This window comes from Aequorivita aquimaris (assembly GCF_001573155.1).
Taxonomy (GTDB): Bacteria; Bacteroidota; Bacteroidia; order Flavobacteriales; family Flavobacteriaceae; genus Aequorivita; species Aequorivita aquimaris.
Genome location: NZ_JRWG01000004.1, coordinates 220,631 through 234,940 on the forward strand (window position 1 = coordinate 220,631; position 14,310 = coordinate 234,940).

9 protein-coding genes are annotated in these 14,310 nt (G+C 43.8%); 7 read left to right on the forward strand and 2 right to left on the reverse strand.

Going from position 1 to position 14,310, the window contains the following annotated elements:
- Positions 1–158: 158 nt before the first annotated feature.
- From LS48_RS08385 to LS48_RS08410, 6 genes are all read left to right on the forward strand, one after another.
- Entirely contained in the window at positions 159–1,628 is a 1,470-nt protein-coding gene (locus tag LS48_RS08385) for a T9SS type A sorting domain-containing protein (protein WP_062621921.1), read from the forward strand.
- Positions 1,629–1,832: 204 nt separating this feature from the next.
- Positions 1,833–3,422, forward strand: coding sequence for a T9SS type A sorting domain-containing protein (locus tag LS48_RS08390; RefSeq protein ID WP_076692443.1), 1,590 nt, complete (start codon positions 1,833–1,835; stop codon positions 3,420–3,422).
- Positions 3,423–3,589: 167 nt separating this feature from the next.
- Positions 3,590–3,979 carry a hypothetical protein gene (locus tag LS48_RS08395; protein ID WP_062621925.1) on the forward strand — a complete coding sequence of 130 codons (390 nt, stop codon included), beginning with the start codon at positions 3,590–3,592 and terminating at the stop codon, positions 3,977–3,979.
- A 228-nt stretch (positions 3,980–4,207) separates the two neighbouring features.
- Positions 4,208–6,541: a T9SS type B sorting domain-containing protein gene (locus LS48_RS08400; protein ID WP_062621927.1), complete on the forward strand. Its 2,334-nt coding sequence runs from the start codon at positions 4,208–4,210 to the stop codon at positions 6,539–6,541.
- A 144-nt stretch (positions 6,542–6,685) separates the two neighbouring features.
- A complete protein-coding gene (locus LS48_RS08405; RefSeq protein WP_062621929.1) occupies positions 6,686–7,786 on the forward strand; it encodes a DUF4407 domain-containing protein in 1,101 nt (366 codons plus the stop codon).
- A gap of 297 nt (positions 7,787–8,083) precedes the next feature.
- Positions 8,084–11,089: an aminotransferase class III-fold pyridoxal phosphate-dependent enzyme gene (locus LS48_RS08410; protein WP_062621931.1), complete on the forward strand. Its 3,006-nt coding sequence runs from the start codon at positions 8,084–8,086 to the stop codon at positions 11,087–11,089.
- A gap of 75 nt (positions 11,090–11,164) precedes the next feature.
- Here the strand turns inward: LS48_RS08410 and LS48_RS08415 are convergent, their stop codons facing one another.
- Entirely contained in the window at positions 11,165–12,199 is a 1,035-nt protein-coding gene (locus tag LS48_RS08415; protein WP_062621932.1) for an AI-2E family transporter, read from the reverse strand.
- 134 nt (positions 12,200–12,333) lie between these two features.
- Here LS48_RS08415 and LS48_RS08420 point away from each other — a divergent pair, with 134 nt between their 5' ends.
- Positions 12,334–12,762 carry a YybH family protein gene (locus tag LS48_RS08420; RefSeq protein WP_062621935.1) on the forward strand — a complete coding sequence of 143 codons (429 nt, stop codon included), beginning with the start codon at positions 12,334–12,336 and terminating at the stop codon, positions 12,760–12,762.
- Between the two features lie 2 nt (positions 12,763–12,764).
- Here the strand turns inward: LS48_RS08420 and LS48_RS08425 are convergent, their stop codons facing one another.
- Positions 12,765–14,300, reverse strand: a complete 1,536-nt coding sequence (locus tag LS48_RS08425) for a cryptochrome/photolyase family protein (protein ID WP_062621937.1) — start codon at positions 14,298–14,300, stop codon at positions 12,765–12,767.
- Positions 14,301–14,310: the final 10 nt, after the last annotated feature.

The window sequence follows — 14,310 nt, forward strand, 5'->3', positions numbered from 1 at the left end:
AGGGATAGGAAGCAAATGTAATGCAAAAAAAATTGTAATGGAAATGATGACAATGTAAACCCAGATTCGATATATAGGTAGCACTCAACCTACCCGCATTGCATAAAGTTGGCTTTTGCCTAATAATATTTTTCATAAACCAATTAAAAACAGCCATAATGAAAACAAAAAAAATACTCGCCAAAAAATTTTTAAACAACCGTACCTTAAAAACGTGTCTTATTCTTTTTATACTAATTAGCACTACACCCTTGATCGCTCAAAACTGGATGCAATTGGGGGGTGATATCCCGGGACAAGAGCCTGACGAAAAATGCGGGGCGAGCGTAAGCACAAGCCAGGACGGTCTTACAGTGGCAATTAGCTCACCCTTTAGTGTTGATTCCAATAGCTATTGGGCAGGAAGCGTACGAGTCTTTAGATACAATGGAACAGATTGGACCCTAAAGGGAAATCCACTTACAGGGACCACCACGGATCGGGGTTTCGGTATTGAAGTTTGCCTAAGCGCCGACGGCAATAGAATTGCCATTTGCGCCTCTGGTGGAGCACAAGGGGAAGATGCCGAGGTAAAGATCTATGAATTTAATGGTAGTGATTGGGAACAATTGGGCAACAGCTTATTTTGGAATTCCATTACCCTCTATGAAGGTTCTGTAAAACTAAGCTCAAGTGGAGACGCGTTGGCCCTGGGCGATATTGGGAATTCCACCAACGGCAACGATTCCGGACAGGTTAGAATTTACACCCTAACTGGCAATTCCTGGCAGCAGCGCGGCAGCGCAATAAACGGTCTGGAAGATGATATAGCAGGCGACGTTTTGGATCTAAGCGATGATGCCAATACCATTGCCACGAATTTTGGCAAAGCCATTCAAGTTTACACTTGGAACGGGTCAGACTGGACGCCAAAGGGCAATCTATTCAACACTTATGATTACGACGACGTTACCCTCGGAATGAATGGCAACATGGTAGTGGTTTCGGGTGCCGGTATCAATGGTAATGGGGGCGCACAGGTATTTATGTGGAACGGCTCATCTTGGATTATGCAGGGAGCTTTAATAGAGGGCCCCTTGGGTTCGGGCATAGGCTTTTCCGCTGCCCTAAGCAATAACAACCAAGTGCTGGCTTTGGGAGGGCCAGGTGCAAATAGCGGTTTGGGCGAGGCACGTACATATATGTACAACGGTACAGATTGGGCGCAAGTGGGCAATACCATTGCGGGAGAAACCTCATTGGAATATTGTGGTTATTCCGTTAGTTTAAATGGCGCTGGAAACATAATTACTGTAGGTTCGCCTACCTATTTGTACGGAAATTACGGGTTGCCCGAACGCGCCCGTATCTTTAGGAACGACGAGGTTCTGGGCATTGAGCTTCCGGAGGATTTCATTTTTGAATCCTACCCTAACCCAACCCGGGGCAGTTTCATCATAAAATTGGGAAAAACATATCCCGAAGTTAGCATAACGGTATATAACAAACTTGGGGAGATAATTTCAGAAAAACAATACCACTTTACCAATTCAATAACTCAAGAAATCACTGGCGCCGCCGGTGTTTATATAGTGAGGGTAAGCACTGGCATTGAGGGATCAAAAATTTTAAGGATTATAAAACAATGATCGTTCAATAGCTCGTAAGGTTGGAAACCAACCGGGAGTGCCTCCTGAAACAGGGAGGCATTTTTTTATCCTGAAAAAAGCGAAGAAATCATTTCTAAGATCGAAATATTTTTTCTAGCACCCGTCTTCCTTTTACCCTCTTCCTTAATGACATTTCCCCAACCCTTCCGATATACCAATAGTAATCCTTGGCAACCAAAAAAAATGAAAACTTCAATTACACTTTTAGCATTACTTTTCTGCATTTTTGACTCTTATCCACAGGATCCAGCCATTATTTGGCAAAAAACTATTGGTGGGAGCGATACCGATTTTTCAACAGTATTCCAAGCTACCACAGACGGCGGCTATATACTTGGCGGCTATTCCACCAGCAACATTTCTGGTGAAAAAACCGAAAATAGCAACGGCCAGATTGATATTTGGATCGTAAAAATTGACGGCTCCGGAAATATTCAATGGCAAAACACCATCGGTGGTGCTGGCGATGATTATCTAATTTCCATGCAACAAACCTCAGATGGCGGTTATATAGTAGGCGCCGGTTCAGATTCAAACATTTCTGGCGATAAAACCGAAAACTCCCGCGGAGGTTTGGATTATTGGTTATTAAAATTGGATGCTTCGGGCAATATCACTTGGCAAAAAACCTATGGCGGCAACCAACCAGAATTTGATACCTATATAGTAGAAACCGCAGATGGCGGCTATTTCGTGGGTGGTTATTCGGACAGTGATGTAAATGGGGATAAAACTGACCCTACCAACGGACAGCGCGACTTCTGGGCATTAAAACTGGATAGCAGCGGCAACATAGTATGGCAGAACAGCATAGGTGGCAGTTTGGTTGACCGTCCCCAAGCAGCGTTTCAAACCACTGATGGGGGCTTTATAATCGGAGGTTTTTCAAACTCACCAAGCTCGGGCGATAAAACCGAAAACACTCGGGGCGGTAATGACTACTGGATTGTAAAACTAGACGCCAGCGGAACCTTGCAATGGAACCGCACCTTTGGCGGAAATGACAGTGATGTGTTTCGGGATATGATACAACTAGCAGATGGCGGATATCTTGTTGGCGGATATTCCAAATCAAATATTTCTGGAGACAAGACCGAAAACTCACAGGGCGATTATGATGCCTGGATTTTAAAACTGGACAGTAGCGGAAACATGCTTTGGCAAAACACTATCGGAGGTAGCGGAATTGATTACCCTCGTGATGTAATTCAACTGTCCGATGGCACCTTTATGGTTGCCTGCTGGAGTAACAGCAACATAAGTGGCGATAAAACCCAAAACAGCAACGGCGGCTATGATTATTGGCTCTTAAAACTTAATTCCGCTGGCGGAATTATCTCACAAAACTCCATCGGTGGTTCTGCCGATGAGAGCGGCTCTTACATTCTCCCCACTACTGATGGTAATTTTGCCATGTTCTGCTCTTCAGACTCAAACATCTCTGGCGACAAAAGTGAAAACAGCAGAGGCCTAGACGATTATTGGATATTTAAAACCACACCAGCAATTCTTGGCGTTTCACAAAGCACCTTCCCTTTACCCATCAGCGCCTACCCAAACCCTACAAACGGTAAGTTCACCATAAACCTGGGGCAAAGCTATTCAGAAACCAATGTCACCATAACCAATGTACTCGGGCAGCAAATTTCTACTTCAAACTATACCAACACCCAAACCCTGGTTGTGGACATCAATGCCGCGGCGGGACTCTATTTCGCAACCTTGAAAACTAACGATGGGAATCAAGCTACCCTAAAGATCGTCAAACAATAGTTTTTTTAATCAATAATTAGTTAAATAAGAAAGCCCCAACTACAAGGGGCTTTCTTCATTCCTCTTTTTCCATCATATTAACCTTCCGCTATTTAAAAAAGCATAAAAATTCCTATCTTCACAAAAGTTTAAAAACACAATAAATCAATTCATTAAAAAATATACCTATGAAAAATGCAATCATGCTACTCGTTCTCGCCCTTTTTGCCACTTCGGTGCACAGTCAGTCGCTTACCCAAAAAGACCTCACCGGCACTTGGCTCGTGACGAATGTTGAAAATAGCAGTAGCAACTTAAAAATGGCCACTGCAATGAAGAACGCCATCATAAATCTTTATGCCGACAACAGTTTTGAAATAAAGGAGAAACAAGATGATGGAACCTATTCATATAAAACCACCACAAACAAAAACGCCACCTGGAGCTACAACCCAAGCACCCAGACCATAAGCACCACCCGCTCAAAAATGACGCTTAAAGTTTCACAAAGCGGAGGCAAAACTTATTTTGCAGATGCTGATAGCGGCCTTAAGTTTGAGGTCACTAAACCCATTTAGAAATAAATTCTGACTTTTTATATAAACCCCATTGCAAAATCCGTCAGGATGGTGCCTTGGGGTTTTTACATCCCACAACCTACCACTGTGACACTGAGTAGCTTCTCCAGAGTGGAGTCCAAGTGCACAACCCAAAGTGAAAAAGACTAAACTTTAATAAAAGAAACTTGAAACCAGCACCCAGAAACCATAAATTTGCACCCGCTATAAAAAAGTTAGGAGCATCCTTTGAATAAGTATATTTTTTTTCTGTGGTTCGTTTTGTGCTGCATCCGGCTCGTCCCCGCACAAAACATTCAGGTAGATGCCACCACCTACACCCCCCAACAACTCGTTGAGGACGTCCTTATAGACAGCGGCTGTATCAGCAATGTACAGATTACCTCCACCACAAGCGGCAACTTCCCCGATGGCGACAAGAGTTTTGGCTATTTTAGCGCAAACGGCAGCAATTTCCCCTTCCAAAAAGGTATTGTAATGAGCACCGGCAAGCTAAACAACGTCCCTGGCCCCAACACAACCCTCAGCGACGACAATGCCCCCGGCTGGAACGGCGACCCAGACCTAGAGGCCGCCCTAAACATCACCAACACCACCAACGCAACAATAATAGAGTTCGATTTTGTTCCAAATGCCGACAATATCCAGTTCCGCTACCTCTTCGCTTCCGAGGAATATCAGGAAGGCGACCCCAACACCTGCATTTATAGCGATGCCTTCGCCTTTTTAATCAAGCCCCTCGGCGGAAATTACACAAACATTGCCCTCGTTCCCGGCACCAACACCCCCGTACTAGTCACTACTGTCCATTCCGGCATCCCCGGCGCCTGCCCGCCCATAAACGAAACCTATTTTGAAGGCTGGAACGGCCCAAACGTGCCGATTAATTTCAACGGACAAACAAAGATTCTCGTTGCAGAAACCCCTGTAAACGTTAATCAAGCCTATCACATAAAACTCGTAATCGCAGACGAGGCCAATTACCGTTACGATTCCGCGGTATTTCTGGAAGGCGGCAGTTTTAACATCGCCGCCAACCTCGGGCCAGACCGCAGCTTTGTAACAAACAATCCCCTTTGCGAAAACGAAACCTACATCCTCGATGCCACGCCCCAGGGCACCACTCCGCTCGGCTACAAATGGTATAAAAACGATATCTTAATCCCCGGTGAAACCTCCGCCCAACTTACCGTCACCACGCCCGGCACCTATAAAGTTGAAATAGACTACGGCAACAACTGCATCGCCACAGACCAAGTGTTGATTGAGTACACAGGCCCCGTAACCGTCCAAAATACCGACCTGTACCAGTGCGAACCAAACGCCAACGGCCTAGCGACCTTCAACCTTTTTGATTCGGAAGAAAACATCATCAATGGAGACCCGTTACTCCGCGTATATTCCTTCCACCGCAGTTTTAATGAAGCCCAAAATAACATAGCTCCCATACGAAACCCCGAAAGATACACTAACACCCAGCCAAATGAAATAGTCTATGCCCGTGTAGTTTCCGATTACGGCTGTATTGGCGTCGCAGAAGTTACCCTAAAAACCACAACAAACACCGTTTCAGATTTCTTTTTGGTGAATTGCTCCACACCAGGCACCCCCGGTTTCGCCAGTTTCAATCTATCCGCAACCACCGCCGAATTGCAAGTCATCTTCGGAAATAATACCGAAATAACCTACCATCTTTCATACGAAGAAGCCATTTCACAAACCAATCCGCTGCCAAATCCCTTCACCAATACCCAGGCAAACGTCCAAACCATCCACGCCCGCATCAGTGGCGACCTTGGTTGTCTCGGCACTGCCAAAATCAACCTCAGCGTAATCAACACCCCAGAGTTTGAAGGCGAGGAAACCTACACCTATTGCCTTAACACCTACCCAGATACCATTACAATAGACTCCGGTTTAATAGGTATCATCACAAATTCCACCTTTCTTTGGTCCACAGGCGAAACCACTCGTTCCATTGAAGTAAACGAGCCCGGCAGCTATACCCTAACGGTCACCCGCCGCAAAACCATAAACGGCGATGCATATTCATGCACCAGCACCCGCACTTTTACCGTCCTCCCTTCCGAAATAGCCCAAGTTAGCTACGAGCTTACGGGCAGCATTGAAAATCCTATCCTCAATGTCCTCGTACAAGGTGTGGGAAACTACATTTATTCCATAGACCACGGCCCCTTTCAGCAAAGCCCGGTCTTTGAAAACCTCACCCCCGGCGAACATGTGCTAATGGTGAAGGACAAAAAAGGTTGCGGCACCACTATCATTACGGTGTATGTATTGGGTTTCCCAAACTTCTTCACCCCAAACAACGACGGCTACCACGACACCTGGCAAATTGCCGGACAAAACCCCGACACTCCCCAATTACAGAGAATCGAAATCTATGACCGTTTCAGCAAGCTGCTATACATTCTCAACAAAAACACTAGCGGTTGGAACGGCACCTATAACGGCAAGCAAATGCCCTCCTCAGATTACTGGTTTAAGGCTATCTTCAAGAACGGCAGCACCTATCGCGGCCACTTCACCCTAAAACGATAAAAGAAATACAAATCAAAATCCCCACCCAAAAAATACGCCTCCTAAATATTGAACATCGAACATTCATAATTGAACATTGAATATTGAAAATGTAACATTCTGAACCAAATTGCGTTATATAGTCTCATCAATCCAAAAAAATTTATGCTACAACGCTTTTTCATCTTCTGCTCCGGCGCAGATACCGCCATCCTTGACGAATGTTCGCCCGGCGAACGCACCAAATACGCCGGCATTGGCGCCACAGTTTTCTTTACCGCCGTTATGGCCACCATTGCTGCCGCCTATGCGCTTTACACAGTTTTCGACAATTACTTTTCCGCCATTTTCTTCGGAATAATTTGGGGATTGTTGATTTTCAATTTAGATAGGTTCATCGTTTCCACCATCAAAAAACGAAACAACTTCTTTGATGAATTGATTCAGGCCTCCCCGCGAATTGCCTTGGCAATAATCATCGCCATCGTTATCTCAAAACCCTTGGAAATGAAGATTTTTGAAAAGGAAATCAACCAAGTTTTGCTCACCGAGAAGAATGAAATGACCCTCGCCAACAAAGACCAATTGGCACTTCAATATACACCTTCCGTGAATGCTTTGGAAGCGGAAATTACAGGTCTAAAAAAGGAAATAACCGATAAGGAAACCGAAGTAAACGCCCTTTATAACACCTACATTTCAGAAGCTGAAGGCACTGCGGGCACGCAAAAATTGGGCAAAGGCCCAGTTTACAAAGAAAAACGCGAAAAACACGACACCGAACTTGCAGCTTTGGCAGATTTAAAGAAAACAAATGCCGAAAAAATATCCGCTGCCGAAGCACAGATAGCAACCCTCGCCACCGAATACCAAACAAAGGTCGCAGACACCCAACCCATCATCGACGGTTTCGATGGTCTGATGGCACGCGTAAATGCGTTGAACAAACTTCCGCTGTTGCCTTCGCTGTTTATCTTTTTGCTCTTCCTCGCCATAGAAACTTCTCCCATTTTGGCAAAACTCCTTTCTCCAAAAGGCGCTTATGATTTAAAGTTGGAAGAACAGGAAAGTGCATTAAAGTCCTGGGTTGTCCAACAGAAAACACAACGCGATATACTCGTAACCACAGACCGCGATATAAACAATAGAGTGTACGCAGACATAGCCGAGGAGCAGGAACTTTACGATTACAAACGAAAAAAGGCAAGAGAGCTGATGCAAATGCAGGCCGATGCCTTCTACAAAAAACAGAAAAGCGTGCTGTAAAGCCCCCTAACTCCCGAAGGGGGAACTTTTCTTTAGGCTCAAAACTGCGCTATTATAATTAATTTAATGGCTCCTCCCCTGATAGGGGGAGGTGGCATTTCATTTTGCCATAAAGCAAAATGAAATGACGGAGGGGGTACAGGTTTAAACCCATTTTCAATATACCATTTCCGTAATTACTCCAGATTTACCCCTAATTGCCCCCAGATTCATCTGGGGGAACAATTAATATGGAATTTTGGGAAGGGCTTTAGCCCAACATTCAGTAATTTTGAAATTATATTTTTCCGGTATATTATGTCCAAAACCACTCCCGAGCAAGCCTCAAAAATCGCCCAAGAATATTATAACATTTCAGCCGAAGCCTCAAAACTTGATGGCTATGTCGATGAAAACTTTTTGCTGAAAACAGCTTCCGGGGAAAAATTTATTCTAAAAATTTCTTCCGAAGAAGATGGCGAGCAACAAGATTTTCAACTCCAAATCCTGAAACATCTTTCGGAAAAAAAACTGGATGTTTCCCTTTCAGAAGTTGTCCCAAATAAAGCAGGAAACCCACTGACTCCCCTTGAAAAAAGCAGTACTGCAAGAATATTGAGTTGGCTTCCCGGCAGGCTATGGGTAACCGTCAACCCCAAAACCGAATCCTTGCGAAACAGTTTGGGCGATGCCGCCGGAAGTTTGACAAACGCTTTGCAGGATTTTAAACATCCCGCCGCCCACAGAAATCTGGACTGGGATTTGGCAAACTCAGCTTGGACCTCAAAACACAGCAATCGATTTTCCGGAAGGCAAAAGGAAATCGTACAGCATTTCCAAAATCGTTTTGCGGAAATTCAAAAGGAATACGGAACCCTTCCCAAAAGCATCGTCCACGCCGATGTAAACGATTACAACATTTTGGTCTCTGACGATTTGCGAAACCCGAAAGTTTCAGCTTTGATTGACTTTGGCGACGCAGTTTTTACCCAGACCGTCAACGACCTCGCCATAGTTTTGGCCTATGCCGCCATGAACCTTCCCGACCCGCTTACAGCGGCTTTGGAAGTTGTAAAAGGGTATAACAAACACTACAAACTATCGGAAAACGAACTGCAATGTTTATATACTTTGGTCGGAATGCGCCTCGTTACCACCGTTACGAGCGCCTCCCTTAAAAAAGAGGAGTTTCCTGACGAGGAATATTTCGTAATAAGCGAAAAACCTGCGTGGGATTTATTGGAAAAGTGGTTTCAAGTGAATGAAAACTTTGCCTATTATTCCTTTCGAAATACCTGTGGATATCCGGCGCATCCCTTGGAAAAAAAGTTTGAAACTTGGGCAAAAAAGAATCAAATTTCTTTAAAAACAATGTTCCCGACAATTGCTTCGCAAAAGGTTGTAAATCTCGATATGAGCGTGGGCAGCACGCTTCTCGGCAATCTTTCGGAATACAACGACCCCGAGGTTTCCGAATTCAAATTAAAGCAATTTCAAAAGCACCACCCACAAACCATTTTGCTCAACGGATACTTGGAAACACGTCCTTTCTACACCACCGCAGCATTTAAAAGTGAGGGCAACAACGGCCCGCAATACCGCACCGTCCATTTGGGAACCGATTTTTGGGTGCCCGCCCAAACCCCTGTTCACGCTCCCTTCGAGGGCGTCGTAAAAATAATACACCACAACAATTATGATAAGGATTACGGGCCGATGCTCATTTTGGAACACGTTTTTGAAGGGGAAAAATTCTTTTCACTCTATGGCCACTTAACGCTTTCTTCACTTGATATTCTCAAAGTGGGACAAACCGTCAAACAGGGCGACCTCATCGCTTATATTGGCGCCCCAAATGAAAACGGCAATTGGGCGCCGCACCTTCACTTTCAGCTTATCTTGGATTTATTGGAAAACAATGAAAACTTCAATGGCGTGGCTTTGCCCTCAAAAGTTGAAGTTTGGAAAAGCATCTGCCCAGACCCAAATTTTATTTTTGAAGAGGAATTAGAAACCGTCGAAACAAAGAATTCAGAAGAAAAAATGATTCGTTTCAGAAAAGAGCACCTCGGAAAAGGCTTGAGTCTTTCCTATGATAAACCGTTGCACATCGTGCGCGGCGAAGGGGTTTATTTGATTGATATTGAAGGCCGAAAATATTTGGACACGGTAAACAACGTAAACCACGTTGGCCATCAGCATCCAAAAGTAGTTGCAGCCGGACAACGGCAAATGGCGGTTTTGAATACCAATACACGCTATCTGCACGAAGAAATTATCGCTTACGCGGAAGCATTGCTGAAAAAATTACCGCCGCATTTGTCCGTAATCCACATTGTAAATTCGGGCAGCGAGGCCAATGAACTCGCCCTGCGAATGGCAAAAACCGTAACGGGCAAGAAGGATGTTTTGGCAATAGAAGTGGGCTACCACGGCAACACGAATGCCGTGATGGACGTGAGCTCCTATAAATTTGAAGGGAAAGGCGGTTTCCCAAAACCCGAAACAACACACATTTTACCTTTGCCGGATTCCTTCCGTGGGAAATATATCGGAGAAAATTGCGGGATTGATTACGCAAATCACGCCGCGGAAATCATTCAGAATTTAGAAGTCGAAGGAAAAGAAATTGCAGGGTTTATCGGAGAAACTATGATTAGTTGTGGCGGACAGATTGTTCCCCCGAAAAACTATTTCAAAGAAATTTACAAACACGTTCGCGAAGCCGGCGGCATCTGCATTGCCGATGAAGTACAAACAGGTTTTGGCAGAATGGGGAAAACCTTTTGGGCCTTTGAGCTTTACGACGTACAGCCGGATATTGTAACGATGGGCAAACCTGCCGGAAATGGGCATCCGTTGGCTGTAGTTGCTTGCACAAAAGAAGTTGCAGAAAAATTCAATACAGGAATGGAGTATTTCAACACCTTTGGCGGCAATCCTGTTTCCTGCGCCATCGGCCGAACGGTTTTGGAGGTTATTGAAGAAGAAGACCTGCAGCAAAATGCTTTGGAAGTTGGCAGTTTCTTAATTGCCGAATTGAAAAAGCTTCAAAAGCAATTCCCAATTATCGGCGACGTACGCGGCGAAGGGTTGTTTTTGGGATTTGAACTGAATGATTCAGAAAAAAATCCATTGCCCGAACACGCTTCCTATCTGGCAAACAGAATGAAACAGCTCGGTATTTTGATGAGCATTGACGGCCCGGAACACAACGTTCTGAAAATAAAACCGCCGATGGTTTTCAGCAAAGAGAATGCGGAGGAACTTCTTTACAGATTACATACCGTTTTTGGGGAGGATTTTATGGTTCCTTCTTTTTAATTTCAACCAGCTCTTTGCGAACTCTGCGACTTTGCGGTAAATTATCACCGCAGAGGCGCGGAGAACGCAAAGGGGTTACGAGTCTTTCTTCTTTATCAAAAAAGCATACGGCTCCATTCCTTTGGTATGCTGGAAAATGACCTTTAAAACCCCGATGAGCGGAAGGGCGATGATGGCACCCACCATCCCCCAAAGCACGGAGAAAAGAATAACGCCGAACACCGTGACGAACGGGTTTAATTCAATTTCATCGCCAATAATCCACGGCGTTAAAATATAGTTCTCCACCAATTGCGCCGCGGAAATCACGCCAATCACGATTAACGCTGGCGTAGTGCCGGCGTACAAATAGGAAAGGATTACCGCAATACCGCCACCGATAATATTTCCCACATAAGGAATGATGGAAAAAAGTGCCGCAAACAATGCCAAGAAAAGTGCGTATGGCACCGATCCCAAGGTAAATCCGAGGTAATATATTCCGAAAAGGAAAACCATAATCTTCCCTTTTCCCAATAGATAATTATTGATGATTTTTTTTGAATCGCTTAAAACCAAACCCATCGCCGAGGAATTTGAAACCAGTTTTTTAAAGAATTTGATAAACATATTCCGCTGCATCAACAAGAGAATGATATACACAAAAATGATAAGCGACTGTGACAATAAATTCATTACCGACGAAAGGAAGGCAGTGCCAAAACTCTCGGCTTTTTGAATCAATCTTTTGTTGTTTTCAAAGTAATCTTTATAGTCCCAATTTAGGGTTTGGTTTGCCCATTCAGAAAGAGTATTGAGTTTTTCGGTTGCCTTTTCCTTAATGGTAGGCCAGTCATTAGCCATTGTATTTATTTGTGAAGTGATAAGCCACGCAAGCAGGCTAAAAATTACGACCATCAACAAAACGGAAAGGGAGATTGCCAACCAATTTGGAACGCCCCATTTCTTTAGTTTTTCGGTGGGCCCGTCCAATAAAATAGCTATTATGGCCGCCACGAGCAAAGGCAGCAAAAGACCGGAGCCTATATACAATATCGCTAAAATACCGCCCACAATCAAGAAGGCTATTATAAGATATGTGCCGGAAATTTCTATTTTGGAAGTGCTCAAGAGATTCAGTTTTGGTTTGATGTGGGTTTGTGTTGAAATAAAGTTAGCTGAAATTTTTAAAAATGATTTGATTGCGAGCTATTTTAAACAATTCACTTTAAAAATAGATTTATCTTTAGTGAAACTTTCCGATTATGAAAAAACTTCTTCCTTTACTATTTTTAATCTTAACGCTTCAAGCTTTTTCCCAAACTGAAACCGCTGATAAAAAGGCTATTCTTTCCGTTTTGAAATCACAGGAAAACGCCTGGAACCAAAATGACCTTGAAGGCTTTATGCAAGGCTATTGGAAAAGTGATTCCCTGAAATTTTACGGTAGCAAAGGGGTTACAAACGGGTGGCAAAAAACGTTGGACAACTATAAAAAAGGATATCCTTCAAAAGAATATACCGGGACCTTAACTTTCACTATCGACGCGATTACCAAAATTGAAGACAATTCGTATTACGTAATGGGCCAATTTCACTTGGTTCGTGATGCGGGCAATGCGAACGGAGTTTTCCTTATTATTTTCAGAAAAATTGACGGAGAGTGGAAGATTATTGCAGATTTGAGTTGTTAGTTTTAGAAAGCATCAGGGTTCGCAATTATTTTTTTTGCTCTGTTTAAATGTGCTTCCAGCGTTTCTGGTTTCATTTTCTCCAATAAGCTCATCATCATATTCATCCGTTGGTTATTTTTAAAGTGTTCCCGTTTCTCACTTAAAAAATTCCAGTACAGCGAGTTGAACGGACAGCTTTCTTCGCCCGTTTTTTTGTTTACGTCATATTTACAGCTCTTGCAGTAATTGCCCATTTTGTTGATGTAACTTCCACTGGAAATGTAGGGTTTGGTCGCCACTATTCCGCCATCGGCATATTGGCTCATCCCGCGTGTGTTGGGCATTTCGACCCATTCAATGGCATCAATATAGATTCCCAGATACCACGCATCTACGTCATTGGGATGCACTTGGGCGAGCAGTGCAAAATTACCCGTTACCATTAATCGCTGGATATGATGGGCATAGGCGTGCTCCAAACTCTGGGATATGGCGTGGTGCAGGCAGTTCATTTTTGTTTGGGCCGTCCAATAAAAATCCGGCAGTTTGTTTTGGTTGTCCAATTTATTGGAGCGGCGATAGCCGGGCATTTTCATCCAATAAATACCGCGCATATACTCACGCCAGCCTAAAATCTGTCGCACAAAACCCTCCACTTGCGAAATGTCAATTTCAGATTTTCTATCGTAATAGGTTTCCAAAACCTTATCGATCACTTCTTGGGGCGAAAGCATCTTGGTATTCATTGAAAAGGAAAGCCGCGAGTGGAACAGATACGGCTCGTCTGTATGCAGCGCATCTTGGTAATCGCCGAAATGCATCAAAAGGTTTTCGCAGAAATAGTTGAGCACTTTTAAACTATCCGGCCGGGAAGTGGGCCAATTAAAGGCGGTGGCATCTAAGGTGCCGATGGTTTTTATCTCCTGCTTTTCAATCTGTTCCAAAATTTTTGAAACATCCTTTCGGAAGCCTTTTTCGTGCGGAATTTCAGGTTTTTCGGTCCATTTTTTTCGGTTGCTTTTGTCGAAATTCCATTTGCCGCCTTCGGGTTGCGAATCGTTCTGCATCAATATTTCGTGTTTTTTCCGCATATTTCGATAAAAATATTCCATCGTCAATTCCTTCTTTCCCTCGTAAAACTCGGCCATTTCAGTTCGGGTAGTGTAGAAATGTTCAGTGTCGAAAGCTTCGGTTTCAATTTCAATATTTTTACAGAAATCCTTCAATTGTTCGTCCAATCGGTACTCGTCGGGAAGCTGGTATTCAAATTTTTCAATGCTGTGCTTTTCAATTAAATCCCGCAGGTTTTCAACCAAATGCTGCTTATTTCCCTCGGAATCAATTTCATAATAAATTATTTGGTGACCGTTGCTTTTGAGGTGTTCGTAGAAATTCCGCATCGCAGCAAAAAAGCCGATTACCTTTTGGATATGATGATATGCATAATCGGTTTCCTGCCGCATTTCAGCCATAAAATACAAGGTGTCCTTTTCAGTTTTTGAATACCAGGAATGTTTATGGTTTAATTGATCGCCGAGGATAAGCCGTAGTTTTTTCATTGCATTTTTA